General features: G+C 69.1%; 43 protein-coding genes and 2 tRNA genes. 10 read left to right on the top strand and 35 right to left on the bottom strand.

What is annotated here, in order from left to right:
* Positions 1-136: 136 nt before the first annotated feature.
* From ACJ5H2_RS13530 to ACJ5H2_RS13515, 4 genes are all read right to left on the bottom strand, one after another.
* Positions 137-1,231: a phage minor capsid protein gene (locus ACJ5H2_RS13530; protein ID WP_408895931.1), complete on the bottom strand. Its 1,095-nt coding sequence runs from the start codon at positions 1,229-1,231 to the stop codon at positions 137-139.
* A 156-nt stretch (positions 1,232-1,387) separates the two neighbouring features.
* The gene (locus ACJ5H2_RS13525; RefSeq protein ID WP_408895930.1) at positions 1,388-2,920 is read right to left on the bottom strand and encodes a phage portal protein; all 1,533 of its coding nucleotides are present in this window, start codon (positions 2,918-2,920) and stop codon (positions 1,388-1,390) included.
* On the bottom strand, positions 2,907-4,199 hold the full coding sequence (locus tag ACJ5H2_RS13520; protein ID WP_408895929.1) for a PBSX family phage terminase large subunit: 1,293 nt from the start codon (positions 4,197-4,199) through the stop codon (positions 2,907-2,909). The genes ACJ5H2_RS13525 and ACJ5H2_RS13520 overlap by 14 nt, the downstream gene beginning before the upstream one ends.
* Positions 4,196-4,729: a helix-turn-helix domain-containing protein gene (locus ACJ5H2_RS13515; RefSeq protein ID WP_408895928.1), complete on the bottom strand. Its 534-nt coding sequence runs from the start codon at positions 4,727-4,729 to the stop codon at positions 4,196-4,198. The genes ACJ5H2_RS13520 and ACJ5H2_RS13515 overlap by 4 nt, the downstream gene beginning before the upstream one ends.
* Positions 4,730-4,833: 104 nt before the next feature.
* On the opposite strand from ACJ5H2_RS13515, the gene ACJ5H2_RS13510 reads away from it, so the two are divergent.
* The 5 genes from ACJ5H2_RS13510 (at position 4,834) to ACJ5H2_RS13490 (ending at position 6,245) form a co-directional block, all read left to right on the top strand.
* Positions 4,834-4,974, top strand: coding sequence for a hypothetical protein (locus tag ACJ5H2_RS13510; protein ID WP_408895927.1), 141 nt, complete (start codon positions 4,834-4,836; stop codon positions 4,972-4,974).
* Between the two features lie 265 nt (positions 4,975-5,239).
* Positions 5,240-5,485, top strand: coding sequence for a hypothetical protein (locus tag ACJ5H2_RS13505; RefSeq protein WP_408895926.1), 246 nt, complete (start codon positions 5,240-5,242; stop codon positions 5,483-5,485).
* Positions 5,486-5,588: 103 nt separating this feature from the next.
* On the top strand, positions 5,589-5,717 hold the full coding sequence (locus ACJ5H2_RS13500) for a hypothetical protein (RefSeq protein ID WP_408895925.1): 129 nt from the start codon (positions 5,589-5,591) through the stop codon (positions 5,715-5,717).
* Positions 5,717-5,941, top strand: a complete 225-nt coding sequence (locus tag ACJ5H2_RS13495) for a hypothetical protein (protein WP_408895924.1) — start codon at positions 5,717-5,719, stop codon at positions 5,939-5,941. The genes ACJ5H2_RS13500 and ACJ5H2_RS13495 overlap by 1 nt, the downstream gene beginning before the upstream one ends.
* 10 nt (positions 5,942-5,951) lie before the next feature.
* Positions 5,952-6,245, top strand: coding sequence for a hypothetical protein (locus tag ACJ5H2_RS13490; protein ID WP_408895923.1), 294 nt, complete (start codon positions 5,952-5,954; stop codon positions 6,243-6,245).
* 255 nt (positions 6,246-6,500) lie between these two features.
* Here ACJ5H2_RS13490 and ACJ5H2_RS13485 read toward each other — a convergent pair whose 3' ends face one another.
* From ACJ5H2_RS13485 to ACJ5H2_RS13470, 4 genes are all read right to left on the bottom strand, one after another.
* Complete coding sequence (locus ACJ5H2_RS13485) at positions 6,501-7,334, bottom strand: ribonuclease H-like domain-containing protein (RefSeq protein WP_408895922.1); 834 nt, start codon at positions 7,332-7,334, stop codon at positions 6,501-6,503.
* 356 nt (positions 7,335-7,690) lie between these two features.
* Positions 7,691-8,365: a hypothetical protein gene (locus ACJ5H2_RS13480; RefSeq protein ID WP_408895921.1), complete on the bottom strand. Its 675-nt coding sequence runs from the start codon at positions 8,363-8,365 to the stop codon at positions 7,691-7,693.
* A gap of 126 nt (positions 8,366-8,491) precedes the next feature.
* Positions 8,492-8,576: transfer RNA gene (locus tag ACJ5H2_RS13475), tRNA-Ser, on the bottom strand.
* Positions 8,577-8,895: 319 nt separating this feature from the next.
* Positions 8,896-9,090 (bottom strand): hypothetical protein, encoded by a 195-nt coding sequence (locus ACJ5H2_RS13470; RefSeq protein ID WP_408895920.1) that lies wholly within the window; start codon positions 9,088-9,090, stop codon positions 8,896-8,898.
* A gap of 40 nt (positions 9,091-9,130) precedes the next feature.
* Here ACJ5H2_RS13470 and ACJ5H2_RS13465 point away from each other — a divergent pair.
* Positions 9,131-9,205, top strand: a tRNA-Val gene (locus tag ACJ5H2_RS13465).
* A gap of 105 nt (positions 9,206-9,310) precedes the next feature.
* Here ACJ5H2_RS13465 and ACJ5H2_RS13460 read toward each other — a convergent pair.
* The 25 genes from ACJ5H2_RS13460 to ACJ5H2_RS13340 form a co-directional block, all read right to left on the bottom strand.
* The gene (locus ACJ5H2_RS13460) at positions 9,311-9,439 is read right to left on the bottom strand and encodes a hypothetical protein (protein WP_408895919.1); all 129 of its coding nucleotides are present in this window, start codon (positions 9,437-9,439) and stop codon (positions 9,311-9,313) included.
* A gap of 197 nt (positions 9,440-9,636) precedes the next feature.
* Positions 9,637-9,825 carry a hypothetical protein gene (locus ACJ5H2_RS13455; protein ID WP_408895918.1) on the bottom strand — a complete coding sequence of 63 codons (189 nt, stop codon included), beginning with the start codon at positions 9,823-9,825 and terminating at the stop codon, positions 9,637-9,639.
* A gap of 468 nt (positions 9,826-10,293) precedes the next feature.
* Entirely contained in the window at positions 10,294-10,476 is a 183-nt protein-coding gene (locus ACJ5H2_RS13450) for a hypothetical protein (protein WP_408895917.1), read from the bottom strand.
* Positions 10,473-10,805 carry a hypothetical protein gene (locus tag ACJ5H2_RS13445; RefSeq protein WP_408895916.1) on the bottom strand — a complete coding sequence of 111 codons (333 nt, stop codon included), beginning with the start codon at positions 10,803-10,805 and terminating at the stop codon, positions 10,473-10,475. Before ACJ5H2_RS13445 ends, ACJ5H2_RS13450 begins: the two co-directional genes overlap by 4 nt.
* A complete protein-coding gene (locus ACJ5H2_RS13440) occupies positions 10,802-11,296 on the bottom strand; it encodes a DUF6378 domain-containing protein (RefSeq protein WP_408895915.1) in 495 nt (164 codons plus the stop codon). Before ACJ5H2_RS13440 ends, ACJ5H2_RS13445 begins: the two co-directional genes overlap by 4 nt.
* Before the next feature lie 448 nt (positions 11,297-11,744).
* On the bottom strand, positions 11,745-12,323 hold the full coding sequence (locus ACJ5H2_RS13435) for a hypothetical protein (RefSeq protein WP_408895914.1): 579 nt from the start codon (positions 12,321-12,323) through the stop codon (positions 11,745-11,747).
* A 358-nt stretch (positions 12,324-12,681) separates the two neighbouring features.
* Positions 12,682-12,849, bottom strand: a complete 168-nt coding sequence (locus ACJ5H2_RS13430) for a hypothetical protein (RefSeq protein ID WP_408895913.1) — start codon at positions 12,847-12,849, stop codon at positions 12,682-12,684.
* Between the two features lie 218 nt (positions 12,850-13,067).
* Positions 13,068-14,018, bottom strand: coding sequence for a phosphoadenosine phosphosulfate reductase family protein (locus ACJ5H2_RS13425; protein WP_408895912.1), 951 nt, complete (start codon positions 14,016-14,018; stop codon positions 13,068-13,070).
* A gap of 552 nt (positions 14,019-14,570) precedes the next feature.
* On the bottom strand, positions 14,571-15,047 hold the full coding sequence (locus ACJ5H2_RS13420) for a single-stranded DNA-binding protein (RefSeq protein WP_408895911.1): 477 nt from the start codon (positions 15,045-15,047) through the stop codon (positions 14,571-14,573).
* Positions 15,048-15,050: 3 nt separating this feature from the next.
* Entirely contained in the window at positions 15,051-15,215 is a 165-nt protein-coding gene (locus ACJ5H2_RS13415; protein WP_408895910.1) for a hypothetical protein, read from the bottom strand.
* Positions 15,216-15,264: 49 nt separating this feature from the next.
* Positions 15,265-15,558 carry a hypothetical protein gene (locus tag ACJ5H2_RS13410; RefSeq protein WP_408895909.1) on the bottom strand — a complete coding sequence of 98 codons (294 nt, stop codon included), beginning with the start codon at positions 15,556-15,558 and terminating at the stop codon, positions 15,265-15,267.
* Complete coding sequence (locus tag ACJ5H2_RS13405; RefSeq protein WP_408895908.1) at positions 15,558-15,881, bottom strand: hypothetical protein; 324 nt, start codon at positions 15,879-15,881, stop codon at positions 15,558-15,560. The genes ACJ5H2_RS13410 and ACJ5H2_RS13405 overlap by 1 nt, the downstream gene beginning before the upstream one ends.
* Before the next feature lie 97 nt (positions 15,882-15,978).
* Positions 15,979-17,277: a replicative DNA helicase gene (locus ACJ5H2_RS13400; protein WP_408895907.1), complete on the bottom strand. Its 1,299-nt coding sequence runs from the start codon at positions 17,275-17,277 to the stop codon at positions 15,979-15,981.
* The gene (locus tag ACJ5H2_RS13395) at positions 17,274-18,062 is read right to left on the bottom strand and encodes a hypothetical protein (RefSeq protein WP_408895906.1); all 789 of its coding nucleotides are present in this window, start codon (positions 18,060-18,062) and stop codon (positions 17,274-17,276) included. Before ACJ5H2_RS13395 ends, ACJ5H2_RS13400 begins: the two co-directional genes overlap by 4 nt.
* Positions 18,063-18,175: 113 nt before the next feature.
* Entirely contained in the window at positions 18,176-18,559 is a 384-nt protein-coding gene (locus ACJ5H2_RS13390; protein ID WP_408895905.1) for a hypothetical protein, read from the bottom strand.
* A 178-nt stretch (positions 18,560-18,737) separates the two neighbouring features.
* Positions 18,738-19,274: a hypothetical protein gene (locus ACJ5H2_RS13385; RefSeq protein ID WP_408895904.1), complete on the bottom strand. Its 537-nt coding sequence runs from the start codon at positions 19,272-19,274 to the stop codon at positions 18,738-18,740.
* Positions 19,271-19,927, bottom strand: coding sequence for an ERF family protein (locus ACJ5H2_RS13380; protein ID WP_408895903.1), 657 nt, complete (start codon positions 19,925-19,927; stop codon positions 19,271-19,273). The genes ACJ5H2_RS13385 and ACJ5H2_RS13380 overlap by 4 nt, the downstream gene beginning before the upstream one ends.
* Complete coding sequence (locus ACJ5H2_RS13375; RefSeq protein ID WP_408895902.1) at positions 19,924-20,205, bottom strand: hypothetical protein; 282 nt, start codon at positions 20,203-20,205, stop codon at positions 19,924-19,926. The genes ACJ5H2_RS13380 and ACJ5H2_RS13375 overlap by 4 nt, the downstream gene beginning before the upstream one ends.
* Positions 20,202-20,450 (bottom strand): hypothetical protein, encoded by a 249-nt coding sequence (locus tag ACJ5H2_RS13370; RefSeq protein ID WP_408895901.1) that lies wholly within the window; start codon positions 20,448-20,450, stop codon positions 20,202-20,204. The genes ACJ5H2_RS13375 and ACJ5H2_RS13370 overlap by 4 nt, the downstream gene beginning before the upstream one ends.
* 26 nt (positions 20,451-20,476) lie before the next feature.
* Complete coding sequence (locus ACJ5H2_RS13365) at positions 20,477-20,680, bottom strand: hypothetical protein (RefSeq protein ID WP_408895900.1); 204 nt, start codon at positions 20,678-20,680, stop codon at positions 20,477-20,479.
* Between the two features lie 71 nt (positions 20,681-20,751).
* The gene (locus ACJ5H2_RS13360) at positions 20,752-21,114 is read right to left on the bottom strand and encodes a WhiB family transcriptional regulator (RefSeq protein ID WP_408895899.1); all 363 of its coding nucleotides are present in this window, start codon (positions 21,112-21,114) and stop codon (positions 20,752-20,754) included.
* On the bottom strand, positions 21,114-21,635 hold the full coding sequence (locus ACJ5H2_RS13355) for a hypothetical protein (RefSeq protein ID WP_408895898.1): 522 nt from the start codon (positions 21,633-21,635) through the stop codon (positions 21,114-21,116). The genes ACJ5H2_RS13360 and ACJ5H2_RS13355 overlap by 1 nt, the downstream gene beginning before the upstream one ends.
* Positions 21,635-21,997, bottom strand: a complete 363-nt coding sequence (locus tag ACJ5H2_RS13350) for a hypothetical protein (protein ID WP_408895897.1) — start codon at positions 21,995-21,997, stop codon at positions 21,635-21,637. The genes ACJ5H2_RS13355 and ACJ5H2_RS13350 overlap by 1 nt, the downstream gene beginning before the upstream one ends.
* A complete protein-coding gene (locus tag ACJ5H2_RS13345; RefSeq protein WP_408895896.1) occupies positions 21,994-22,290 on the bottom strand; it encodes a hypothetical protein in 297 nt (98 codons plus the stop codon). The genes ACJ5H2_RS13350 and ACJ5H2_RS13345 overlap by 4 nt, the downstream gene beginning before the upstream one ends.
* Positions 22,291-22,425: 135 nt before the next feature.
* Positions 22,426-22,698 carry a hypothetical protein gene (locus ACJ5H2_RS13340; protein WP_408895895.1) on the bottom strand — a complete coding sequence of 91 codons (273 nt, stop codon included), beginning with the start codon at positions 22,696-22,698 and terminating at the stop codon, positions 22,426-22,428.
* Between the two features lie 221 nt (positions 22,699-22,919).
* Here ACJ5H2_RS13340 and ACJ5H2_RS13335 point away from each other — a divergent pair, with 221 nt between their 5' ends.
* Positions 22,920-23,363 carry a helix-turn-helix domain-containing protein gene (locus ACJ5H2_RS13335; protein WP_408895894.1) on the top strand — a complete coding sequence of 148 codons (444 nt, stop codon included), beginning with the start codon at positions 22,920-22,922 and terminating at the stop codon, positions 23,361-23,363.
* A 93-nt stretch (positions 23,364-23,456) separates the two neighbouring features.
* Here the strand turns inward: ACJ5H2_RS13335 and ACJ5H2_RS13330 are convergent, their stop codons facing one another.
* Complete coding sequence (locus tag ACJ5H2_RS13330; RefSeq protein WP_408895893.1) at positions 23,457-24,071, bottom strand: TetR/AcrR family transcriptional regulator; 615 nt, start codon at positions 24,069-24,071, stop codon at positions 23,457-23,459.
* Positions 24,068-24,616 carry an FBP domain-containing protein gene (locus ACJ5H2_RS13325; protein WP_408895892.1) on the bottom strand — a complete coding sequence of 183 codons (549 nt, stop codon included), beginning with the start codon at positions 24,614-24,616 and terminating at the stop codon, positions 24,068-24,070. Before ACJ5H2_RS13325 ends, ACJ5H2_RS13330 begins: the two co-directional genes overlap by 4 nt.
* An 83-nt stretch (positions 24,617-24,699) precedes the next feature.
* Between ACJ5H2_RS13325 and ACJ5H2_RS13320 the strand changes: the two genes are divergently transcribed.
* From ACJ5H2_RS13320 to ACJ5H2_RS13310, 3 genes are all read left to right on the top strand, one after another.
* Complete coding sequence (locus tag ACJ5H2_RS13320) at positions 24,700-25,314, top strand: hypothetical protein (RefSeq protein WP_408895891.1); 615 nt, start codon at positions 24,700-24,702, stop codon at positions 25,312-25,314.
* A gap of 114 nt (positions 25,315-25,428) precedes the next feature.
* A complete protein-coding gene (locus ACJ5H2_RS13315; RefSeq protein ID WP_408895890.1) occupies positions 25,429-25,848 on the top strand; it encodes a hypothetical protein in 420 nt (139 codons plus the stop codon).
* Between the two features lie 6 nt (positions 25,849-25,854).
* Positions 25,855-26,733 (top strand): serine/threonine-protein kinase, encoded by an 879-nt coding sequence (locus tag ACJ5H2_RS13310; protein WP_408895889.1) that lies wholly within the window; start codon positions 25,855-25,857, stop codon positions 26,731-26,733.
* Positions 26,734-26,793: the final 60 nt, after the last annotated feature.

Raw genomic sequence — 26,793 nt, 5'->3', positions numbered from 1 at the left:
CAAGGGCGCTCGACGCAACGCCAAGCGCGGCGGTTGGAAGGTGGACCTGCCGGCGACCGACACTGAGCCAGCAGACCGCACCGCCGCGTCGCTATGGAAACCCGGCGCGCGGCGCGACCTGTGCCCGAGTTGCGCGTCAGCGAGCGGCGGTGACTGACTCTCGGTTCCGCTTCCGGGGTAGGCCCGTAGCCGCCGTGTGATCAGCCACGCGGGCCTGCCACTCACGGACCTTCGCCCGAGCGGCACGTTTCGCCTCGGGTGTGAGGGCAACGGCCTCGCGGCGCTTCCACTCGCGGACGCCGCGCTCCAGCCGGCGCTGCTCCTGCCGGTCCGCGTACCCCTTCGGGTTCGCGTCCGCCTGGCCGCGCTTCGTGGCGCCGTGCACGTAGCCAGACAGGTTGTGCGTGCAGTTCGGATGGAACAGGCCGGCGCTCGTCGCCTCACGCACCGTGCCATCCACCTGGACGCGCTCCATGCGGCCAGTGACGGCGTTGCGTTGCAGGGCCGACACCGGGCCCCGGGACAGCACCTTGCCCTCCCACGGGCGGCACAGGTCGCACTCACCCGACGAGTCCGACACGATGAACAGGCTGATCCCAGCATCCTCGAGCCGGTCCAGGTGCCCCTGAACCGCGGCCTGTGCGGTCGTCGTGCGGGTGGACATTTCGACGTAGGTCGCGAGGCCCCACTGTCGGCCAGCAGAGTCCACGAACCCCGTCAGCCCGCGCCGGCCCAAGTCGTCCAGGGCCCGCTGCGCGTCCTGCAACCGGGTGGCCCCGCCCGTCAGGGTGCCCGCGGACGCCTTCACCACGGCGCCGCGGAACGCGTCCACAGTGGACCGGACAATGCGCAGGTCCAACGCGTCGAGCGCGTCCGTCTGCGCCGCCACCAGAGCCGCCACAGCACGCTCAGCCTGCGGCGGCGGGGCGTCCAGATCGACACTCAGCAGTCGTTCCGCATCCACCTGGCCCGTGGCCACGCCACGCAGGTACGCGGTCTGCATCGCTGCAACCATCTCGGTCACAGCCTCCCCGCGCGCCTGCGCGGCCATCGCCATTGCACGCCTGCGGATCAGCTGCAGCTCAGCCAGCTTGGCCTCGGCCCACTCCGGGGCGTCGATGCCGCGGGCCAGGGCCTCACCGATCAGCTGGAGCAGCCGAATCTCCACGTCTGCGTACACCGCGGCCACGCGGTCCGCGAGACCGTCCGCAGTCAGTCGAGACACTGGCATGAGGCACCTTCCTGTCAGGGACAGTGAACCCCACCGGGCCCGTGGTCGGCATGTTTGACCGGGACAATTCGTCGGCGTCCAACACGGTGGACTCCGGGCCACCACCCACGTACACCTCAGGTGGTGGCCACGGCTCCCAGCGGCCTTCTGGTTCGATCACAGGCCCGTGTCGTCCGGGATGGGCAGCGGCTCACCGACACCCGTCTCTGAGTGGATGAGCGCCACCTCGTCGTCCACGGCCTGGTCGTCCCAATCCGGGTGCAGCATCTGCACCCGGGTGCGGGTCGATGCCGCTTCGGCGTTGCGGAGCGTCTGCAGGGTCTGGCCCATCGACATGGGGGATTCCTGCACGCCGTCCGGGAACTCCACCGACAGGTCCCCGTCCGGGATGCCGGCGCCGAGGTGCTGCGTGGCAATCTCCAGCTGTGCCCGGAGGTGGTCCTGCAGGGCTGCGGTCCAGTAGCGGACCTTCTTGCCGCGGGTCATGAACGACCGGGACTGATGGGCCCGCACCTCGGTGGCCGTGACCGCGCCGCCCGTGTCGGACGACAGGGACTGAGTGGAGTAGCCAGCGGCCTCCACGATGGTCTTGGTCCACGCCTCGCAGGTGTCCTTGTGCTCCTGCACGCGGATCTCGAACTGGTGGGCGTAGATGGACTGCGAGAGGCCCACATCGCCGCGGGCCAGAACGCCCTCCACGGGGACGTAAACCTCGCGGTCCAGCTCCACATAGCCCGGCTGCCCGGGGCCCGCGGAGTCCACCATCGACGCCGGCACATGGATGCGGGACTTGGCCAGGCGAATGTCTCGCCACCACCCCGAATACGCCTCATCGAGCGCATCCAGGAACGGCTCCACGCCCTGCAGGTCCGAACGTCCCTGCGGGCTGCGCCGGTCGAGCCGGTTGGGAAGCATGTTCGGGACGTACGCCGCGGTCAGCCGGTCGATCAGGGTCGGCTGGATGATCGTGTTGCCGTCGTAGAACGCCTGCTGGTCGGTCACCAGGTCCGCGAGGTACGCGGCATCCGGGTGCGACTGCACCGGCACCAGCTTCCCGACGTTCGTGGCGGTGCCCTTGTAGAGGGCGTACATGATCCCGCCCGACTCGTGGCGCTCGAACAGCCGATACACCTCGGTGCCGGTGCTGCCGTTGGGCAGCTCGTTCCACAGGGTCACGGCGTTCAGCCGTCCATGCCGCCACTCCGGGACTGCGCCGTCCGGGTGAGCCACCTCGGTCCACGGCATCGGGGACACCGACTCATCCCACACGGTGCGGAGGTAGACGCCACCGAGGGCAGCCTGCACCTCAGCGGCCTCATGGAGCTTGGTGTCCAGGCCACCGTCCTGCAGCGTCTCGAGCGCCTTCTGGATGCCCGGGTTGTCCGACGAGAGCCGCACCGACTCCGAGAACAGCAGGTCCGCCGATGTGCCGCAGATATCCGCAGCGAGCGGCACATGGAGCTTGGCGCGCTGCTCGCCCACAGGGGTGGGCTGACCCCACCACCAGCGAGCCAGCCGACCCACGACACCCCCGGCGTACTGCGCGGGACGAGACACGGCGCCAGTGCGGGGCCCGTAGAACGTGGACAGCTGCGACGGGTCGCCCGAGTACCACGCCGACCACTCGGCCAGCTTCTCGGTGTGCGCGTTGTGGGCGGGCCACGGTGCGCCCGGCTTAGGCAGCGGCATGGGTAAGCCTTCCGATGTGGGGACGCCAGAGCGTCTGAGTGGTGTGGATGCCGTAGCGCAGGGCGTCAACGGCGTGGTCTGCGACCTTCATGGGCTTGTCCTCGCCCTTCTCGGTCGCCTTGTCGTCCCAGCTGTACGAGGACAGTTCGCTGATGAGCGGCTTGCACGACTCGTGCACCCGCAGCCGGTCCATCGCGATCAGCGACGACACGGTGCGGATCCCGTCCAGCACGTGGTTGTCCGCGGGGGCGAGACCGTGCACCCGGTCCGCCATGAGCTGTTCCATGAACGACGCCGCCGAGGGGTCCACACAGATGAAGTCGGGGCGTACCCCGCGTTCCGTGCTGCCGTCCTCGCGTGGCGTCTGCTGCAGCCACTCCTGCAGGTTGCTGGAGTGCTGCGCGTCCGTCAGGCGGATCTTGGCCACCTTCGGGTCGTGCCGCCATTCGGAGCCGGCGTAGATCCGGGTGACGCCGTGTTCGTCGGTGCCTCGGCCCAGGAGGATGGCGTCCAACGGGTTCGTGGTGCCGTAGTCGAGCCCCACAGAGAACCAGCGGTCAATGCGCGGCATGGTGCGGACGACGTGCGCCTCCGGGGACCAGGCGTCATAGACGATGCCCTCAGCGGCCACCCACTTGCCGAGGATGAGCCGCTGATACCAGAGGCCGGAGTGCTCGCGCTTGATGGACTCCACGTACTCGGGGTCCAGGGACGGGTTGTCGTCCAGGGTGAACGTGAAGTGGCGGATGCCCAGCTCGCGGGCCCGGTCGATGTATTCGACCTTCAACCAGTGCGCCGGCCCATCAGGGTTGGTGGTGCCGAACATCTTGGCGCCCTTGAGGGACATACGCCCCAGCAGCTCAGTGAGGAAGTTCGGCGGGAGCAGCGTCACCTCATCGACGTAGGCACCCGCGCACGTGGAACCACGGATGCGGCGGAACGCCTTCACGTCGTTGGCGCCCACCAGGAACACCTTGCGGCCCATGATCCACGCGAAGTCAGATCCGGGGACGTAGTGCACGAACCGGGAGAGGGGTCCGTAAATCGCGGGGTCCTGCAGCGGCTCGAACAGGTTCCGGTTGATGGTGTCCTTGGTCTGCCCGACCATGAACAGAACACCGGACTGCGGGGCCTCGTTGGCGACGTACTGCAGCCACCGCAGCAAGCTGCTGATGGTCTTGCCGGATCGGATGGCACCGGTCCACAGATTGATGCGGGCCGTGGACTTCACCATGGACAGGTGCTGCTTCGGGCTGATGGCAGCCAGGTCCGGCGTCACTCGCCCGGGTCCTCGGGGTCGTCGTCCTCGGCGTCCGGGTCGTCCGGGACGGTGGCGGCGAACATGCCGAACAGGGCGCCCACCATGGACTTGCCGGCGGACGCCTCTGCGGTGGCCTTGTCGGTCTCCGAGAGCTTGATGGCCTTATCGATGGCGACGCCTGCGGCGCGAACCAGCGTGGCCTTGGCGGCTACGTCGGGCTCGTCCAGCTCCTGCTCGGCGTAGTCGTTCTCCTTGGACCAGTTGAAGATGAGGTGCGGCTCATGCAGTTGGTCGAGCAGGTTCGCGGCCTCATCGAGTAGGCGGGTCTCCAGCTCGGCGCGGCGGGCGCGGTTGGCGGTGACCCGCACCTCGGTGGCTTCGGCTACGCGGCTGGTGTCGAACTTGAGTCCCATGTCTCGGCAGTGGCGGGAGACGGACGAGAACGAGCGGCCTATCTCGTGGGCGATCTGTCGGCAGGACTTGCCCTCGGCGTGCAGGGCGCGGATTTCGTCCAGTTCTTCCTCGGTGATGGGGCGCGCTGCGGCCATGGGTGCGGTTCACCGCCTCTCATTCGTGTTGTGTTCGCGCGAACAGTGCGCGAAGTACGCAAAAAAGGTTGCGCAGAAGGTGCGAAGTGTCGTACAGTCTCCCCATGGAGACCGAGACCATCACCTGCGAATATTGCGAGGTCAGCGACCCGTACCGCCTCGGCACGTTGACCGTGACGAAGGACCACGGCGAGACCTTCGAGACCATCAAGGTCTGCCCTGACCACGTGGAGCTGTACCTGTGACCGGGCGTGAGTGGTGCCCCGACTGCCGCACCCGCCGCCAGGTCGAGGACGTATCCCACGAAGGACGCCTCACCCGCGCCGGAGAAACCACAGCCCGAGTCGTCTGGCTCGACTGCGGCCACACCAACGTCGGACCTGAACGCGTCGTCCACACCGCACCCGGGGCGCCCTACGCCGGCCCCGGTGTCGCGGTCGCCGCATCCACCACCGTCAGCGACCTGCACCGCGCAGCGGTCGCGGCTATCGACCCGTGGGGAGACCGGCTGTGATCCGCCGATGCGGCGCAGGCGCCGCCATCCTGGCCATGCTCGCCCTGTCCCTGGTCGGCGCTCCCAAGACCCAGCAGGGGCCCGAGTGGTGGCGTCTCACGCCGGGGGCAGTGGAGGCGTGCAACCTGCTCGGCTACACCGACGCGACACCAGGTGAGGTGATCGACTGGCTGGAGGCTCGAGGCCACCAGCATGCGACCGCGGCCACGGTGTCGGCGGTGTGGCACGGCTGCGCCTGGTGACCCGATGCGACGAGACAAGCGTGGCCGGCGCATCGGTCGGAACCCGTGGCGGGACTGGATCACCGACTGCTGGCGGTCAGCGGATCACGCCTGGTGGCTGCAGATGGAGGCAGAGACCAGCCTCTACGACACCGAGGTGCGGGAGTGGCGGGCAGAGCACCCGCGGCCCAACCTCAAGGACTTCATGCTGGCCTGCTCGGCAGGCTGGAGCAGTGGAAGGATGGCAGCCTGATGGCTCCCTACAAGGTCGACCGCAGTGGAACGGTGACCCACCGCGAATCAGGAACCATCATCGGTTTCGTGTACCTCGATCGCTCGGACGGCTGGACAGCGTTCGATGCGAGCCGACGCCGCATCAGGCGCCTGCACTGGAACGGCAAGAAATACGCCGCCCAGGTGGTGTGGGAGGCATCCGCGTTCTACGAGAGGCCCACCTACTATCGACACACCGACTAGCATCCGATCCATGCAGACCGTTCCGGGCTACGGCATCACCGCCACATACGACGGCCACACCCTCACCGTGGAGGGCAAGAACAAGGCCACCCGCATCGCCCTCGCCGGCGAGAACCACGGCGACGGCCCGGTGACCGTGACCCGCGACCAGATCACCAACGTGACCTGGAAGCCCGCAGGCAGGCTCACCAACGGCAACCTGTCCGTGCACACCGCCGCGGGCCAGCGGTATCAGCTGCACTTCCTGCGGAAGCACCAGGACGGCATGCAGGATCTGGCGCGCCAGCTGGGCGCCCAGGTCTAGAGCCGGCAGCCGCAGCGGTATTCACCGCACAACGGGCAGCCAGTCACTCGGTCCCCATCGGGTCCACCTCGCGCTCAGCGAGTGGCGTGGCGTACTCGGCGCGCGCTCGAGCGCAACCCAGCTCATGGTTCGGGGTGTCCCGGAGATAGCCGCACTCCCGACAGAGGGACCCCATGCAGGCGCCACGCAGCGAGCCGTCCGGCAGTCGGCGCTCATTGCACACCGGCTCGTACGGCGGATGGTTGCGAACGACCATCAGATCCCCCTAGCGTCCACGGACTGCACCGCACGCTTGCCACGCGACCACGACCGGCAGCACGGACAGCGGTAGCGCCGGTACGTCCCCAGCGGCGTCCGTGCGTACCCGGTCGGCTCGAGCCCTTCACGGCCACACCGCTGACACCTGTTGACCCCGGATTCGTCGTACAGCCCTGCGTGCGGGTGGCCCTTGATCCACGGCAACAGGGCGTCGTACAGCGGCTCTAGCGTCTCCGTCACGTCGCCTCGGTTGTACGCCTCCATCGTGGCCTGAGCATCAGGGTCACCCCTACCGCCCAGGTCCACCGGCATGGCCCCGACCCACAGGTCGAACCCGCCCGTGTCGAGCTTCGCGCCCAGGTCCAGCCGTTCGGTCACGTACCCGAGCTTCTTGGACAGCATGCCGGCGCCGACGTGCCGCACCGTGTTGAACAGGTCCACCGACGTGAACGGGGACACGGGCCCGAGGCCGGCGTCCAGCTCCACATAGGTGCGGAGCTTCGGCAGGTCGAACCTGTTGCCGTTGTACGTCACCACGGCGTCCGCTTCGCACAGCAGTGCGTGCATCCGCTCGGCCATGCCCTGCCGGCCATCTGTCCAGAGGGCAGAGAACACGGTCTCGTCCTCGGCGTACCACTTCGCCGCCCACGACAGCAGCCCGCCCTCACGGACGATGCGCTCCACGGGGGTGAACTTGTCCCACAGGGACCACTGCCAGGTGAGTGCCGGGTAGGTCTCGATATCGAGCAGGAGGATGCGCAGGTGCTCGGTGCGGGGGTCGGGTTGGGGGAGGTCGGGGAGGATCTTGTCCAGCTGCGCCTGCAGGCTCACGCCCACCACGTCCCGTCTGCGGCCTCATGGTCCCCGGGGTGGCCGGCGTCGAGCGTGCACGCGAACACTTCCCCGTCCAGCTTGGGAACAGGTCCGACAGTGCTGCTGCAGGTCATGCATTGCCCTCTCGATAGCACGCGCAGCGCCCGCCGCGGTGATCCTTCAACGTCGTAGGCCCCACCCGATGACCCTCGGCCCGCAACACCACAGACAGCACCTCAGCCGACACGCGCCGGCCACGACCGTCCTGGCCGTCCTGCAGCCACCTGAGGATCAGGTCCCGGTCCGGCTTCGTCAGCCTCGCAGCAGACAGCCGATGGCCGGCCAGCAGCGTTCCGAGCTTGCACATGCGTGCCTCACTTCTTCGTCAACGTGAAGATGGCCCACCCATGCATCCCCCGCGGGGAGTTCAAGTGCTCCACCGAGGTGTGCAGGCCCTTGGACATGACCGCATCGACACCAGAGGACATACGGACACGCACCCAGCGGGGGAGCAGCCGGTTGAGCTGCTTCCGGTTGGCGTTGGCGTCACCGATCCCAGCGCCGGCCTCCACGGCAGCCAGCCACGCCGTGAAGTCCTTCATGGACTCGGCCCACGCGCCAGCGTTCGCGCCACGGGTGAGGACCCCTCCAGAGGGGCCACCGGGAGGCCAGTGCAGCAGGTACAGCGGCCACAGGACACCGTGGAACCGCACCTGCAGGATCTGGTAGACCCGCGGTCGGCGCTTCGACTTCGGGTAACGGAACGGCCCCCACCAGACGCGCAGCATCTTGCGGAACCAGCGACCCACGATCACGCCGTCACGACGGACCATGACCGCGATATCCGGAGCCTCCGCACCATGCCGGCGCCCCGGGTGCTTGAGCCGATACCCGTACAGGGTGCACAGCAGCCGCAGGAACACGCGGACGTGGTACGCCTCAGTGAGGACGACCAGCTCGGGGCGGCGGTTCTTCACCAGGTTGCGGAGGCGCGGGACCCTCCGTCTGCCGGCGATGTTGCCGTAGAGGACCCGGATGTGGGCGGTCACCAGCTCCAGCCGGTGTCAGCGACAGCGGCCACGGCGGTGGCGGCGACGATGGCGAGGGAGCCGAGGACAGTGAAAGCGGCACGGAGCATGATGGTTCCTTTCGACGGGGTGAACGGGTGTTCAGCGCGGAGAGGGTGGGAGTCGAACCCACACGCCCGTGAGGGCAGGCTGTGTTCGAGACAGCTGCCGCCGCCTATCGGCTGGCCTCTCCAGGTGCCCCGTGGTGGCGTCGCGATGGCTTCGGTGGGCCACTCGCCGGGGACTTCCGCACGGCCTCGCGTGATCCCGTCAGCTGTGCAGCCTGAGGCTGCGGCCAACGGGCGCTCGGCCCATGTCGGGGGTGCGTTCCTCAACCCCGCTCGCGCTCACAGAGCCATCCGTGTCGCGAGTCCTCGCAGACTGCCCAGGGATCGAACCTGGCATGGCCGGCTTTGGAGACCAGCCTGCGCCCAGCGCGCAGCCTCAGAACCCCGGATAGATGGTGCTGGTCAACGCCTCTGACCCTCCGGGGCAGGCGAGGCGAGTCGGTGTCAGGAGACAGCGGCGGATGCCCAGCAGCCGGGCGCGTACACCGCGACCACGGGGCCGTCGCTGGCGTACACCTCCAGCGTGTGACCGGCTTCGTGGCCAACCCACGCGAATCCAGTGGCGCCGTCATGCTCGACGGGAGCGGGCGGCGGGGTGCGTGGGTCGAAGTGCGGCAGGGTCACGGTGACCTTGGCCATGATGGTGTCTCCCTCGAGAGTCGGTAGTGTGTGCCGCTGCGCGCCTGTAGCTCAGCGGTAGAGCATCCGCCTTACACGCGGATGGTCGGGGGTTCGATCCCCTCCGGGCGCACCAGACCAAGGCGGCAAGGACGGCACCACGTGGCGCGCTCCCTGCCATCGGATCGGTGGAACTGGTGGGCATCCCACTGCAGGCCGGCGATGAGCCGCTGCAGTTCGCTCACAGGATCACCAGCGCCTTGAGCGACCGGATGGACTGCAGCACCCGGCCAGCCAGGTCGGTGCGCAGCTCCAGCCGGTCGGCGTGCCGGCGCTGACCCAGCGTGCAAGCCACCAGCTCAGCGCTCACAGCCTCGGTCCACGGGTCAGGATCCTCGGCCTGCGCAAGCGCCTGACGCTCGTAATCCAGCCACGCCAGGAACCCCTCATCGCCACACGGGAACACGCCAGGGCTGACCCCTTCATCCGCGCGCGCGTGAGACACAGCAGGAGGAACGTGCGCGCTGCGTGCGTCGGTTGTTCCTCCCGTGTTCGCGCGAACAGTCATCACTCCACGTCCTTGACCAGCTCGTACCGCTGGAGCAGCGTGCGCGTCCTCATCGTGGATCGGCGCACACTCTGCACGGTGACGAACCCGCTGTGGCTGGTGGCCCCGATGAGCACGGTCACGGTGCGTCCGTTGTCGCGCTTGTCCTTGCTGCGCCACACCTGGCCGCGCTTGGCAATCTCCCGCATGTCTCTCCCTACTTCCTCTTGCGCTTCCGCTCGGGACACTTCTCGTGACCCTCAGCACGCTTCCGGACCACAGCGGCGTCCGCGTCGAACACCAGCCACCCGCAACCCATGCACGTAGCGACCGTTCCGCCACCCTCGGACGTGTAGTCGATACGGCGCCTGCGGTTGAACCCGATCGGTCGCGTGTTCCCGTACCGACGCTGATCCCGCGGCGGCAACACCCGATGCCGCAACAGAGCCGCATCACCCACACACGTGCACGGCCCACCTTGATGAGGATCAGCCGAGAACCCCACCGACCCGGCCCGCGCGAGCCTCCAGCGCCATGTACGGCATCAGTCACCCAGGTCCGGACGGTCCTCATCGAACCGCTGCAACCAGCGAGCGAGGCCGAAGCACACGCCCGACACGGCAGCCATCACGACCCCCGGAAGGATCGACACGTACTCAGCCCTACGGAGCTTCACGTCACTCGTCCGTCGCCGGCAGGTGGGCAACCAGGAACCTGCGCAACACTTGCGTGCTGTCGTGATCCAAGACAACCGTGCGACCGCCAGTGGTGCGCACCTCAAGGCTGCGGGGCAGGGCGTTCACCGTCAGGGCGTCACCGAGATCATCAACGACGGTCAAGCTGTGCATCGTGTCGCTCACGACTCGTCCCTCCGGTCGATGGCCTCCACCCAGGCGACAGCAACAGCGGCCACCTGCAGCAGCTCGGTGCGCAGATTGGTTACGTCGTCCCCTGCGGCAGCCTCGTAGACTTCCTCCAGCAGAATGTCCAGCCACGACCCATGGCCAGCGGCGTGGTTCTGCTCGCACTGCAGGCGGGCCATGTCCCGGTGAAGGTCGTAGTCCACGCCCGTGCCATCAGGGTGGTTCTGCTCACCCCACTTGGCGTGCTGAGCATCGCGCTCGCGGCCTACCTCAGACAGCACCCGCGCAACGACCCGCCGACGCTCAACGCTCGTGAGCGTGCTCATCGGCCCGTCTCCAGACGGTCCAGGCTGATGAGATACCCGATCCCATCCACACGGTTGTCCCGCTTCGGATTCGCCACATCACGCGCCAGCTTGAACGCCACCATCAGGCGGGCCACGTCCTCCGGCGCGATCCACTCGCCATCCTCGAGCTTGTCCCCAAGCAGGATCGACCACAGCGCAGCAATGCGCGTGAACGACTGCCGCGGATGCCCGTAGTCGTCCTCCCGATCCCCGAACACCAACGCCTTGGCCTCGTCCTCCACTGGCGTCGGGGGAGCAGCCGTCACCTCGGCCACCTCACCCTCACCAGCCAGCACCCGCAGGTACTCGGCCACGGCACGCGCCTGCTCCATCGTCAGGTCCACATGACAGCCCGAGCCGCCATGGCCAACCGTCAGGTGCACCGTGTTGCGCTTGAGCCTGCGCGACACCCGCAGGTGGTCACCGTGCTCGTCCTCGAGCATCAGCGCTGTGGGGATCTGTCTCGGCATGTCTCTCCCTCTCCTTGGGATCGAAATTCGGGGTCTCTCAGTGCTTGGAGCCACCCCGGTGTCCAGGAGCGACTGAGCGCGCAGGAGGGAGAGACCGAAGGGTCACGCGCCTGGCTCAACCGGACACCGGGGTGGGTTTGCTAACCGCTGGTCGTCGCTCACGGAGGATGCGCGCTCGTTGCGTGGGCTCCGGGTCAGAGCCAGCGGTCAGATATAGGGAGGCAGTTTCAGAACGTGCCCAGGTACCTGCTGTCACAGCTCGCAGCCGCTGGCCGTGTGTTTCCGCTGACTTGTCCCACCCGGGCCCGGGCGCAGCTCTCGGCTGACACGGCGTCAACCTTTAAGGGATCGTGGTGGCCACACCTCTGTGACCGTGACACACACTCTACGACACTACGCGCGAAGTGTGCAAGAAATAGTGCGACATACCGCGACATTTCTCGCCACCTCAGACCACCGCCACGGTCGCCGTGTGCGCGCACTCGCCGTGCGGCAACTCGCACAGGTCGCACCGCCACACCTCCCGCAGCAGCACCATCCCGCCCGGGCGCCGCTCAGCCGGAACACGCCGCTGGATCGTCCGCACCGTGCACCCCAACATCCGTGCCGCGTCAGCCACCCGCACCCGCTGATCCATCGCGGCAGCCGGCAGACCCACCCGGACCTCACCGCCGTCACCCAGCAGCTCCCACGAACGCAGCAGCCACTCCTGCAGGTTGCTGTGCAGCGTCGCCCGGTCCTCTTCCTCCATCACCGGGAGAGCAGCCAGCAGCGCCCCGCACATCAGTGCCACGTCCTGCCCGACACGCGGCACCTTCCCCTCCCGGGGATGCACGGCGTCCACCCACCAACGCAGCCCGCGCATCAGCTTGTGCCGGTGGTCAGCAACGTTCAGCTTCGCGGGCGCCGGCCTGTTCCGCGGGTCCGGGCTCGAGTCCGGGGGTTCCAACGACCGGCCCGGGACCAACGCGTCCTCCAGGTCCGCGTACACCCCAGGGATACGACGCAGATCGCTCTCCAGGCTCATGCCACCCACCTCCTTGGTTGATCCAGCGCGCCCTCTTCGCGCAACCTCTGCACTGCCTTCAACAGCGCCCCCGGGGTCATGCCGAGACGCGGCCCCAAGGCGGCGGCGTTGTCCTCGTCCGACTTCCACGGCGACGCGAGGAAAGCCCATTCCTCGAGCACCACCAGGGCCCGCACCTGCTGCCGCGTCAGCGGCTGCCGTGTCCCTTGGCGTTTGCGGCGCTTCGCACACGTCCGACAGAGCCCACGCCCGTGATGGATCGCATGGCCTTGGGCCCGGTGCTCCCTCCACTGCTCCGGCGTCATGCGACTCCGCGCGTGGTTCGTGACCATCGGCCTTGAGCACTCCGCGCACTCCCTCATGGCGTCGGCCCCGTGAAGGCCGGCTCAGTGTCGAGCAGGTGGAACCCCGTGGCGTTGTCGAGCATCGCCCAACCCCGCCACGTGTAGACCGCCAGCTCGGCGGGGTCGCGGTGTCGCTGCACCGCGAGGCCCAGTTCGTACGCCTGCCGTGGATGCGCAGTCACCCATCCGTGACAGCCAGTCGTCCCGGACCCGCACAGTGTCAGCAGGTTGGCCGGCAGGTTCAGCTCCGGGCGGCTCGAGCCACCCATGCCGCGGTTCACTCGGTGGTGGGTGGTCAGGGCTCGCGCTCCGTCATGGGCGCCGCACATGGCGCACCGCCACAGGTCGCGTTCTCGGACGGCCACGACGGTGGCCCGGGTCGGGTCAGTCCGGCGGGCCATCAGGCGCCGGCTTCGAACAGCGCCGGCTGGAACCTGTCGTCACACGACGAACACAGGGCGCCCACCCTGCTCGGCTCGGCGTCGCGCAGGCCCTTGTTTCCGGGATCAGATCCCCACCCCCACACGCGGCGGTGCGGCGGTATGTCGTCGCGGTCTGCCAGCAGCCCCTCGAGCTCGGCAACCTCCGCGAACGCGTCAGGGAACCAGTAGCCCACCTCAGCCCGCTCACCCGGAGAGGCAAACGAGCCACACAGGCATTCCCCGGACATGTGGATCAGGTCTGACACCTCGTTCACCGGCACGTCGTAGTGCAGGCGGTACGTGTTCATGTCCACCTTGGTCCAGTTGACCAGCGGAGACACCCACACGACCGACCCCCGGCGCTCCATATCGGGAACGTTGGCGCGGCGCTGGGACTCCTGCCGACGCCGGCCCGCGATGAACACGGTTCGGTGAGTCCGCGGCGAAGGGTTCAGCTCGCGCGCCACCTGACGCAGCGCGCGCTCCTTGAGTCGCTGGAACATCTTGAAGTGGTGACCCGGGCCGGGGAACCCCTGGTCCAACACCAGCGCCCGGTAGTGGTCCCGGTCGTTCGGGGGAGTCCTCTCGAGCAGCGGGAGTCCCCAGCTTGCGCAGGTGTCGCGGACGTACTGCCGGGTGCGCTCAATGCCTATGGTGGTGTTGGCGTGCGCGGCGTGGGTTGCCTGCGTGCGGAACAGGTGCGCCAGGGTGGTGGAGTCGTTGCCGCCAGAGAACAGCGCCACGACCGCGGCCACCTGCTTGCCCTCGTCGGTGATGTGCGAAGCGATGGCCTCGGCCAGCAGGCCCTTGGACTCCGCAATGAGGTTGTCCAGGCGCGCCTTGCGCTGGGACGCGGTGAGGGTTCGCGCTTCCTGCTCGGTCATGGCCAGCGGCGACGTGTAGCCAAGGTCCAGCTGCGCGAGGCTCACCGGGTGCGCCCCGCGTGGGTCTCAGCCCACTGCGCACAGGACCCCTGCGCCTCACCGGGAGCCGGATGCGTGTTCCCCTCACCACACGCCCCACAACACGCCGCCTGCTTGCTAGGCTTCCGCAGCCCATCCAGACACGCCTGGCCCTTCGTGCCACACATCGTGCACGCACGGCTGCCGCCAATGGAAACGAAGTCCTCACGGTCCAGCATCAGGCTGATGCGCCCCACCAATGCGGGATGCCGCGGGTACTCCGCGCGCTTGCGCTCCGCGGGCTTCGGCGCGTCGATGGCTGCACGAGCAGCAACACACGTGGCCATGTGGCCGTACAGCTCGCTGCGGTCCATCCGCACAATCACGTTGTGCCCGCCGTCCGTGCCGATCACCTCAGACGGAACATCGAACAGTCCCTTGCAGGAAGCGCACTGCACCCGCACCGGACCAGCCATCACTGCACCTCATCCCACGTCGGAGACGCCAAGATTGCGTCAAGAACCACGACCGCGACCCACGCGGCCACCAGCAGCAGAACCGCCCCGTTGAACGCGCCCATCAGAACGGCGGCTCACCGCTCGAGGGCGACGCCCACGGGTCACCAGCCGGTGCGCCCCATGGGTCGCTGGCCTGCGGCTCCTGCCGCTGCGACTGCCCACCCGAGTACGAGCCCTGACCACGGGCAGCGCGCGTCACCTTCGCCGTAGCGAACTGCAGCGACGGGCCAACGTGATCCACGTCCAACTCCAGGCTGGAACGCTTCTCGCCGTTGTGCTCGTACGACCGGGTACGCAGCCGGCCCTGCACCAGCACCTGCATGCCCTTCGTCAGAGACTCCGCGACGTTCTCACCGAGCTGGCGCCACGCCGCGCAGCGGATGAACAGCGCCTCGCCATCCACCCACTGGTCGCCGTCCTTTGTGCGAGGCGTGGACGCCACCGTGAAGTTGGCGACCGCGGCGCCACCAGAGGTGAACCGCAGCTCCGGGTCCGCGGTGAGGTTCCCCACCACGGTGATGATCGGCTCGTTGGCCATGGGTCAGTTCTCCTTGCTCCGGCGCTCGGCGCGCGCGGCCTTCTCGAGTCGGTAGGCGCGGGTGCGCTCGGTCAGGGTGTTGGCGTTTCGGGCCTCGGCCTCGGCGCGGCGGATGGCTCGCGCGTCGGCTGCAGCGCCCTTGCGCTGCGGGCCGGTGAATCGGGGCATGTCTCGGTCTCCTTGGCGTTGATGGCTTCTGGTGTCGCGCTCGGGCGGCTCACCAGGCGGTTTCGTTGACGACGTATCCGCGGGCGCTGCACGTGGGGCACGCCAGCCGCGCCTCTCCGCGGCAAGTGCGGCACTTGCCTGAGCCCCTCAGGCCGGTCATGTCGCAGTCGTCGCAGCCGTCGAACCCACCGCCGCCACAGTCGTCGCACTCCACGATCAGGTCCCCCAGCTCGTTCAGAGCGTTGACCGCGATCCGGTACGCCTGGTTCGAATCCACCGCCGAAACGCTGTCGTTTACGAGGTTCGCCAGACGCTCGCGGTATGAGCGCTCGTGCCGTGGCATCAGCGCCACCCCAAGTCAGCGCGAAGGGTGTCCAGCGCGTTGATGCGGTCGAACTCGTCGCGGTCGATCACGCGCCATCCGGCCACCTCGTGATACTGACCGCGGTCGCCCGACTTGGCGCCGAGAGCGACGTACAACATCGGGCCCTGAGCGATGAAGCGGCCAGCGGAGTCGGTGGGGCCCTCGAGCCTCACGAACGCGCCGAGGGTGCCGTGTGCCGGGTGCGTGTGCAGTCCGGTGACGATGCCGCGTTGTCCCGCGAGATAGGCCGTCGTGCCGGTCACCTCGGTGTAGAGCACGTTGGTTGCGGTCTCGGTCTCCATGCGTAGATCATCGCACACTACGCGAGAAGTGCGCAACAGAAAGACGCACAGAAAATGCGAACAACCCCCGCCCGTAGGCGAGGGCTGCGCAGCCGGCTCAGACCAGCGACATGATCCGCGAATAGTGCCCCTGGAACGCCAGGGGGATCGTCATGGGCGCCGGCCCGTTCCGGTTCTTCCCTACGATCAGGTCCACCTCACCCAGCCGTTCGTTGCCGTACTGGTCCGGGCGATGCAGCAGCCACACCTGGTCACTGTCCTGCTCGAGGTCGCCGGACTCCTTGAGGTCCGTCACCATCGGCGTGTGGTCCGAACGTTGCGTGTTGCCGCGGTTGAGCTGTGCCAGCAGCAGCACCGGGCAGTAGAACTCCTTGGCCATCGACTTCGCCGCAGCGGACACGTGGCCCATCGCGATGCGCCGTTCTGACGGAGGGATCCCGGGGACGCGGACGAGGCCGGCGTAGTCGATGGCGATCAGGCCGAGGTCCCCGTAGCGGCGTTGCGTGCGGCGCGCTGAGGCGCGGATCTGCGCCATGGTCTGGCCCTCGCGATCATCCAGGTACAACGGCAGGTCCCGCACCCGGCCCGATGCCTCAGCCATGCGTGACCACTCGCCATCCTCAAGCTGGCGGCGCAGCGCCTTGCCGAGGTCAACCCTGGCCATGCCGCACAGGATCCGGGTCATGTATTCGTTGCGGGTCATTTCGAGGGTGGCGATGTGCGCCGGCTTCCCCTGCTGCGCGGTGAACAGGCCAACGTCCTTCGCCACCAGAGACTTGCCGTGCCCCGGGCGCCCAGCGACCGTGACCAGCTGGCCAGCCAGGAGACCGTTGGTCAGGCGGTTCACGTCCGGCCACGGCGTGTCCGCGCCCACCGGGGGAGTCTCCAGCCACTCCAGGGCTTCATCGAGGCTGTCCCCGACCGACGCGCCACCACCGTCGGATGCGGCATGCGAGGCGGCTGCGTCGATGGTCTGCCGGGCGTCCTCCGCGGCCTGCGCTGCGTCGTCGGCCTCGAGCGCCTGCTGGATCACCTTGTGGCCGGCGTCCACCATGCGGCGCCGCAGCGCCTTGTCCAGAACCGTGCGGGCGTAGTGCACCGCCGCCCCGGGCGCGGGGACGCCGTGGGCCAGCTCGTGGAGGTACATCGGCCCGCCGACACGATCCAGGACCCCGCGGCGCTGCAGCTCGCCGGCCACGGTCACCATGTCCACCGGCTCCTTGCGGGCGTACAGGGCCGCGATGGCGTCGTGGATGGCTTCGTGGGCCGGGCGGTAGTAGTCGCCGCCGCGGATCACGTCGCCCACCTCGGGGATCATGTGGGCCATGCCCTGGCCGGCCATGAGCAGGGCGCCGAGGACCGCGCGCTCGGCGGCTTCGTCCTGCGGTGGGGTCACGCGCCCACTCCCTGGCAGTGGAAGAGGTTGCGGGCGTCCTCCCACTGGTGCGGGACGCCGGGGCAGCTGGTGCCGTCGCACTGGTTGAGGGTGGCGCCTCGAGCAGGCGCAGTATCGACCAGGGTCGGCTGCGTCTCGTCCTGCCAGCGGCCACCGTTCAGCCAGGTGGCCGGGTGAGGAATGAACTGGCGCTCGCGGTTCTCCGCGGTCCACAGGGCGACAGCAGCCCGGGCGCCGGCAGTGATGGTCTCAGCGTCAGCGATCTTCACGGCCTTGAGCCATGCCCTCGCTGCTGCCTCCTTGCCCTCACGCTTGGGGTAGATCGACCAGAACGCGGCGAAGTCGGGTCCGGCCTTGTCGCTGTCCGAGCGCTTGCGCGACGGAGTGTTTTCCTTGGTCGGGTCGGGTCGGGTCGGGGTAGGTGTCACTTCCCGCGAAGTGCGCGCACCGTTCGCGCGAACACGGTTCATGCGCTCCCGAGCCTGCTCCCGCTTCGCCTCCAGCTGCGCCCTCGTCGGCTGATACTCGGCCCACTGGTGGAACCTGTAGCCGGCCTCGCCGTCGTGCTCGTCCTCGAGCCAGAAACCCGCGCTGACCAGCGAAGATGCCAGAGACTCGCCCTCGGCGCCAGCGAGCTTGGCGACCATGTACGACGGCACGAACCCGTCCAGTTCCTCGCCCGCGGACCAGCATCCAGCCAGTACCCACAGGCCCATCGCGGCCACGCCTGCCTTGGCTGCTTTCCGGGACGACGGAAGCCTGTCGTCGCACTTGAACCACGTCATTTGATCGGTCTCCATCCGATTTCGTGTTGCATCAAAAGCGGCACGGTGACCCCCGAGAGTCGGTCACCGTGCCGCACGTTCAGCGAAGTGCGCGAACGGTTCGCGCGAACACGTCACGCACCGGGCCCCGAGCCCGCCAGGGACATTTCGGCCTTCATCAGCGCAGCCAACGACTGCACCACCGACGCCTGATCCCGCGACACACGCAGGGCGTCCTCCGCGGCCTTCCGATGCGCCTCAGCCACCTCAGCGGCCAACCACTCGTCGTGGGTTCGCTGATCCACCCACGAGTCCCGGTCGGCCACCGTGACCCCGTTCTCGCCCCGCTTCGGCTTCGGGCAGTCGGGATCCAGGAACGCCCTGGCGCGGGCAACCCGCAGCGTCGCAGCGGCCTCTACTTCCGCGTCGCGCGCCTCCCGCAGCCGGAGCTGCGCGTACGCCATGTCCTGGTGGACACCATGCAGCCGCTCAGCGACCTGTCCGAGGGTCAGCTGCACGGTTCCACCGCCACACCCGAAGGGCTCGGGTTGGTCGTGATCGAGACCACCCAGCGGCCATTTCCGCCCGAGGGGCGCGCGACACGACACCGGACGCGGTTGCGGCGCGCGAACCTGTCGGCGTACAGGAGTGCGTAGTCCTGCCCCCACCACTCGCTGAACGGGATCTGAACCTGCATCACGCCGCCCCCTTCGTCTCGTCGGCCATCCGGGTGACCTTCACCCGCCACGTCCCGGGCGCCCGGGCGCAGTAGTCATCCGGGTCCAGCCCGAACTGCCGAAGCTGCGTCAGCCGAGGGCCCGCCGAACCGTGCACCGACTGCAGGTCAGCCAGGACCGCATGCAGCTCCGACGCCGGCACTTCCTCGCCATCCGTCGTGATGAGCGCAGCCACCCCGGCCAGACCGTGGGCCCGCAGCACCTTGGAACGCACGTCCTTCTGCCAGCCCTCGTGGTCCCATGTCTTGCGCTCCGCGGCCCGCGTGCGCTCCACGCGCAGAGTCGGCGTCTCGGCGTGGTCGCCCAGCATCGCCTTCGCGGTCGCCACCTCGGTCTCCAGCTCGAGCCGCGCCAGCAGGATGCGGGCCTCACGGATCGACGCCAGAACCTCGGCCATGTCGGTGGCCTGAGGGTCCGTGCACTGCTCCAGCAGCCCGGGCAGCGCCTTCTCCAGTGCCTCCACCGCTTCGTTGACGGCGGTCACCACGTCGCTCATGCCGGCACCCCCTCGGGCTGCGCCGCGGAGAGGAACGCCAGGCGCTGCTGCACGAACTCACGAACCGTGGCCTGCTGGCCGTTCGGGCCATGCACCCGCAGGTCCAGCAGATCCTTGCCTGCGGCGCGGTTGCCCCATTCGCGGACCGCTTCCTCGGTGGTTGCCTCGAAGATGCGGCGCACGGCGTCCACGGCCAGCTCAGCCGGCGACAGCTCGACGGCACGCTCGTACTGGTGAGTGTCGGGGTCCGGCTCGTCCGTGGGGAGGCACAGCGCCTCCAGGAGGAAGGTGCGGAACGCCACGGACATGGCCTTGGGCGTCGCCTTGTCGCCCGAGTCCGCGGCTTCGCCCGCGGCGGCGCCGGGCATCGAGTCGCCCGCGGGGCCGTTGATCGAGTAGGTGACGAACACCGTCACGTTGCGCATCACGGCGCCGCTGCGGGTGGTGACGGTCTCGGGGGAGTGGGTCACCGCCGTGGGGACGACGGACACGCCGTGCTTGCGGAGCACCGGGCCCACGGCGTTCATCACATCGTCCACGCCGCGGAAGTTGAACCGCGCGGGCCCGGAGTCCACACGCTGGTTCTTGCCCAGCGCCTGCACGTCGGCCATGACGTTGGCCCACGCCTGCTGGACGGTCAGCTGGTCGCTCATGCCTTCACCCCCAGGGGCGCCATCGGAAGGAGGTTGCCGGTGAACGGGTCAGGTGCCCACCAGTTCCCGGCCTCGTCACGCTCGGCCACGATCACCCGCTGTGCGCGGTGGTTCTGCCAGAGCTGCACGTAGCCGCGCAGGCCGGACTCATCGAGCGCGCGCCGCGCCTCGGTCAGCGTCTTGCGCTGTCGCGCGACCTGCCGACCGAACTGCTTGCCATCGCGAAACTCGGTGCCCGTCGCGTAGTAGTTGCCGCCCGCGGCAGAGAGATAGCTCATGCCGACACCTCCGCACGGTGGCGAGCGGGCAGCAGCGGCGCGGACATGTCGCGCAGCCGCTGGTCCACCCGGCTAATGGTGGCGCGGTGCCGGGGGTAGCAGTAGCAGTCGCGGCACCAGGACTCGCCCGTGGACGGAGTGGGGTTGCTGCCCCACACGCCGATGACGCCAGGGCGCCCCAGGTCGGTGCCGCAGATCGCGGTCAGGGTGGTGCTCCCGAAGGGCACGCGGTGAATGACGGTCATGGTCTCGGTCTCCATCCGATCCGTGGTCAGTCGTTGAACAGGGCGACGGACGCCGTGCCGTCGTCGTGACGGGACACCGAGAACCCGAAGTGGCGCCCCCCGAACCCAGCGGCATCAGCCAGTTGGCGGTCGGTGGCGCCACTCGGACAGGTCACGGTCACGTGGCCCGTGGGCATGCGGCGGGCGCGGGAAGCGTCCAGCACGGTGATGGTTGCGGTCTCGGTCTCCATGCGTAGATCATCCCACACTACGCAGGAAGTGCGCAACACTTCGCGTCAGGTTCGCGCGAACATTTCGCGAACTAGGCGGGCACAGTGGTGCGCGCATGATGCGAACGGCACGCCCGCGAACAGAACCACTCCCCGCTGCTGCCATACCGCTGCCGCACCCGAGACGTGGCCCCACACGACGGACACGAGCGCTCAACGAACCACACCGGATCCGGCCCGAACCACTCGCCAGCATGGATGCCGTACGCCCCGTCCTGGTCCACCGCGTGCTGCCGACACTGCTCGAGCACCGGACAGCCGTGGCACACCTGCTTGGCTTCCTCAACCTCGGCGCGGGTCGGCTTCTCCGGCTGCATCACGTCAGGGGAGACGCGCAGCTGGAAGCAGCGGGCATCGTTCTGCCAGTGCAGCGGGTCGTACTTGGGAAGGTCCATCACGCCGGCACCGCCAGGGATCCGTAGCCAGCGGCGGCGAGCAACTGCGCCGCGGTGCGCAGGTCGGTGTGCCAGATGCCCGACAGGTTCGCCGGCTGGCCGAACTCGCCGGCCCCGACGAGTGTCGCCATCTGCCGGTGGGGGAGGTAGGCGTCCCACTCTCCAGCCCGTGCCGCGCCGTACCCCCTGCGCTTCCGAACCAGCAGGCCCACGTCCGCGCCGGCCACTCGGCGCTGCTCGTCGGTGCGGCGCATGTCCTCGGCCAGCGGCTTGTAGCCGGACCACTTCACCTGGACCACGACGCCAGGAATGCCGGTCAGGTCGCCAGCATCGGCGGGCACAGGACGCCCGTTGGAGTGGTCGCACCCTGGAGCCTCATCCATCCCGACGCACTCGCAGGGCAGGTAGACGATGCCCCCGCGCTTAGCTCGGCGCTCGGCGCCGGCCATGCCGTGCTGACGCAGCACCGCGGCCACCGCGTTCTCAGCCTCGCGCCCCTTGTCCACGTTGCGGTTCGCCATCAGGCTTCACCCGCCTGGTAGCGCAGAACCTCGCCCCGCTCGCTGCTCAGAATCGTGGACATGGCTTGCCCGTCAGTCAGGGCCTGGCCCCGGTCTCCGGCACGGCGCCATCTTCCGCCGCTCCGCGCCCACACGTGCTGGTCGTTCAGGCTGTCCCGGAATAGCAGCACGTCTCCGTCCTGCCAGTTGTAGGCCGGTGCCACGTCCTCCACCGTGACCCCCTCCCACTCCGGGTTCACCATCACCACCGGCACGCCCGTCTCATCGGCAGGCAGGTCGATCCGCAAGATGCCGCACTTGTCCGAAACGGCGTGCGCCATGCCCTCCACCACGACGCGCACCGGGCGCTTGACCCCGGTCACGCGAAGCCCCGCGGCTGCTTCGCCAGCGCGTCAAGGTAGTCCGCGGGCAAGCCGTTCTCCGCCTGCTGCGCGTGCGCCTTGTTCACGTGGTCATGGATCATCTGCAGCGGGTCCAGCTCGGGCGCCCGCTCGGCCTCACGCTCCAGCGACGGCTCCGCGAGGATGCCGTGTGCGTCGTAAGCCCACTGGACCAGCTCCTGCAGGTCCACCAGTTCGACGGCTGCCACGGACACGCGTCCGCGCGTTTCGATCACCTGCGCGCCGTACGGTGGCGCCTTGGTCTCGGTCTCCATGTCGTATCCTCCTGTTGTCTGCCCCTCGGTTCCGCGACTTGCAAGGTCTCGGTCTCCAAGCCGGGGGGCGGTCCCATTCCTGCGCCGCTTCATGTCCTGCCGCCACGCTCGGCGCATCGCGCGAGGCTGCATCACTCAGGCCGACTTCCGGCCACGCGCGAACGCCATCCGCTGGAAGTACGCCCGCTTGGCCGACTCCGCGCGCCGCGCCCGCTCCTGCGGCGGCAACACCCCATCCGGGTCCACCTCAGCCTCAAACCGAGCCAGGAACGCGTCCCGAGCCGCCTGCGTCCCCGCGTGCCCATCGGCCTTCGCCCACCGGGCAGCGGCGGCGATCTTCGCCCGCTGTGACCGCTGCGAAGCGGACAGAGAGCTGTGCTCAACGGTGCGGCGGTCGGCGTGTTGCATGTTTTTACCGTACGCGCACAGGCCCGCACTTCGCAACACTTCGCACCAAGACACGCCGAAAAATCGCAAAGTACGCGAAATCTGTCGTACAAGGTGTAGAGGATCGAACACCTGTTCGATAGACAACCTGTTGCAGTTTCCACAACACTGCTCGCGAAGTGTCGTTACCACATCTCGGGCCGGCATGGGGCCGGAAAGCGACCAAAAGAAAGGGGCCAGCAGTGGCTAGCGAGAACGATACGAACGACCAGTGGCCGCTCCAGGCGTTCCTGCAGAAGTACCGCCGCGCAGCTGCGCCCGGCAAGGGAATGTCCGTGCGGCAAGCGGCACGACTGGCGGGGATCAGCGAGACCCGTTGGCGACAGGTGGAGGCCGGCAGGGCGTCCGTGGCTACCAACCAGTTCGTGCCGGTGATGCCGAAGCCGGAAACCCTGTTCAAGATGCTCCGCGCCGTGCACGCGCCCGTAGAGGAAGGGATGCGTCTGGTCGGCTACGACCTGGCCAACTACCCGTGGCTGCTCGAGGATGAGGCCGCTGCGTCAACGGACGGGGTGGACCTGTCGTGGTTCCCGCGCCTACCGAAGGACCAGCGGGAGCAGGTGCTCACTGACCTGCAGCGGATGCACATTGAGGCCGAGGTTGAGGCGGCGAAGCGCGCCAGCTGACCATCTAGAATCCGACCACATAACTGTTAGCACTGCGTTGGCCTCAGTCACGCTTGGCGAGCGGGTAAGCACTGCGCATAACCATGCCTTGCTTTACAAACCAGCGGTCGGGGGTTCGATCCCCTCTGCGCCCACCGACGGCCCGCCGGTCTCGGCCTGGATCGCCGAGCGCATGACCTGCTGGACGGAGACGGGCGGGGGCCCTGCGATGCGGGTCGTCCCGGCCAGGCCCACGCCGAGCATGAGCAGCCGACCGGCGGCGTCGCGGGCCCGGGCCGGATCGGCGTGCCCGGGGGACAGGACCGCGGTCAGGACGTCGGTCAGCAGCGCCAGGGTGCCGAGATAGCTGGCGCCGACGAGCGGACGCAGCTGGGCGTGCGCCCCGGCCTCGGCCCAGCGGGCGAGTGCCTTCCCCTGCGCGGCCCCCTCGCCCAGCAGGTCGCCGAAGAAGTCGGTCAGTGCCGCGCGCGCGTCGAGCCCGGCCACCGCCTCGCGGTAGGCCTCGATCTCGAGCTCCGCGTAGTGCCGCCACGCGTCGGCCGCGAGCTGGTCGGTCGAGGTGAAGTGGTGGTGGATCTGGCCGGGCGAGCCACCGAGCTCGTCGGCGACGGCGCGGGCGGTGACCGCGCCCAGGCCGTCGCGGGCCACGACGGCGGCGGCCGCCTCGACGATGGAGCGGCGCCGCTCGGCGCGCGGGAGGTAGGTCATCGGGACCTCCGCGGCGTACCGACCCTGTCGGGGACCGAGCGCAGGAAGTCGGCCGTGCGCCGGCGCAGTCCCTGGCGACGGCTCGCCACGACCTGCTCCGGTGGAGGGTCGTGGGGTCCGGTCACCGGCGTCCGGTGCACGGCGCGGACGCAGCCGAGATCCACGCACAGCAGGAGACCCACGGCGCTCAGGCGCCGGCGCTTGTCCGCCGAGGCGCGGGGCGCGGTGAACAGCGCGACCTCGTTGAACCGGCGGGTGAACCGGCACAGGTCGCACATGACCGCGCGGGACGCGAGCGCCGGCTGGCTGGGGTTCTGGCGCAGCACGACGCCGCGAGCCTCTCCGTCGACCTCCGCGACCAGGTAGACGCGCTGCTGGGCGCGGGTGTCGCGCCAGCCGAGATAGTCGATGCGCTCCCAGCGGATCTCGTCGAACCATGCGGGCAGCCGGACTCTCCCGGTCGGCGGGTCGAGGTTCATGATCGAGCCCCGTACCTCGTCGCGGCCGAGCGGACGCATATCGTGCCTCTCCTGGTAGTTGGACATTGGTCCAAATTGTACCGAGATCCAATTCTTCGGCGCGAGGGCTTTTGCGCGACGGCTTGGCAGATGTGTGGGAGGGTGCGCCCATGTCGATCCTCACCGCGCCCCGGGCCGCTGCCGCCCTCCTGCTCTCCCTGATGCTGACCTCCGGCGCGGTGGTGCTCGCGGGGCCGGCCCAGGCCGACCGATGGACCTACGAGGACGCCGCCGGCGACGTCAGCCACGTCGTCGAGACCGACACCTCGCTGACCGTCGAGACGCTGCCCGACCAGGCGAACGGCGACGTCGTCCGGGTCGACGCCACCCACACCCGCCGCAAGATCACCCTCCGGCTCCAGATGCGGACCCGGCTGTCCGGCATGTTCATGCTCAGCGGCACGATCCGCACGCCGGCCAGCCGGTTCATGTTCATGAGCTCCCGCGTCCCCGGCATGGGCGGCACCGAGCTGCTCGACCTCGGCACGGAGAAGGACGACCCGACCGTGCGCTGCGCCGGGTTGAAGCGCACGTTCAGCAGCGACCGGACGGCGCTGCGGATCGCCATCCCGCGCACCTGCCTGGGCAGCCCGCGCTGGTTCCGGTTCCGGGCGTCGCTGACCACCATGGCCGTCTTCACCGACGACTCCTACGACGACGACGCCCTGCGCGCCGGCTCGGGGCTCTTCTCGTTCCCGGCGTCGTCGCCCAAGATCCGCCGCTGACCCGGACCCGACGATGAGAGCCCTCTCATCGTCGGCTCATGGCTGCCTCACCCCGCCTCGCCAGGGTGGTCCCCGTCGGCGCGAGCCGACGCCCACCGACCGAGGAGGAGACCCATGAAGAAGCCCCTGATGCTCGCGGTCAGCGCCCTGGGCGGCCTGACGGCCGCCGGAGTCGCAGTGAGCGTGCTGGCCTGGCCCGCGCAGGCGGGCGACGCGCAGCTCGCCGTCAAGCGCGAGCAGGACACCGCGGACGTCGTACTGGTGACCGACGAGGACGACGACGCCGACGACGACCTGCGGGCCCGCGTCGCCGACGACGACACCGACACCGCGGCGACGAACGGAGACACCCGTACGGGCGACACCGGGAACACCCGGGCCGACAACAGCCGGACGGGGACGCGCAGCGGGCGCGACAACAGCCGGACCGGACGGGCGAAGGTCGACTGGACCAACGACGGTCCCGGGACCAGGACCCGTGACTGGTCGCGCAACCACACCAACGACCGCAGCCGCCACAACACCCGGGGCTGACCTGCGATGAGCGCCTCGCCGTCGTCCTGGCACCTGGCCGAGGGGGACGCGATCACCCCCGAGCTGACCGCGCTGCGGCTGCTCGGGGGTGGCTCGGCGTACGAGGCCTATCTCGCCTTCGACGAGATCACCTACGGCCCCGTCGTGGTCAAGCTGGTGCGGCCCGCGGAGGTGGACGACGAGCACACCCTGGACGGTCTGGTCCGTGAGGCGACCGCTCTCGACGTCGCTCATCACCCGGTGACCGTTCGCGGCCTGCGGTACGACGCCAGCGGGCCGCGCCCGCATCTGGTGCTCGAGCACGTCGAGGGTCCCAGCCTCGCGCGGCTGATCCGGCGCCATCGCCGGCTCTCCCCGCAGCAGTACCTGCCGCTGGCGGTGGACCTGGCCTCGGCCCTGCACTTCTTCCGGCACTCCGACGTGTGCCACCTCGACCTCAAGCCGAGCAACGTCATCATGGGGGCGCCGGCCCGGCTCATCGACTTCTCCGTCGCCCGCTCGGCCGCGCACGCGGCCGAGATCACCGGCCGGATCGGGACCGACGCGTACATGGCGCCGGAGCAGGCCGCGCCGGGCGGCGCGTACGGCGTGCCGGGGCACGCGAGCGACCTGTGGGGACTGGGCGCGACGCTCTTCCACGCGGTCGCCGGCTACCGGCCCTTCCGCGACGCCGACCCCGGCGCCGCGGCGCCCGCGGACCGCCTCCCGCAGCTGCTCGAGGCGCCGGCGGAGCTGCCCGGCGACGTACCCGCCAGCGTGCAGAAGGTCGTCCACGCCCTCCTTGAGCCCGACCCCGCCGACCGGCCCCTCCCGCGGGAGGTCGCCGAGGCCCTCGAGCCCGAGATCGCCGCCCTCCCCGCCCCGCGCCTCCATTGGAAGGGTTGAGTCGTCACTTCCGACCCGTCGAGTCGCCGGTTCCGACCCGTTGAGTCGTCACTACTGCGA

Source organism: Nocardioides pymetrozini, from assembly GCF_046058985.1.
Classification (GTDB): domain Bacteria; phylum Actinomycetota; class Actinomycetes; order Propionibacteriales; family Nocardioidaceae; genus Nocardioides.
This window is presented reverse-complemented; position numbering and strand designations above follow the sequence as displayed.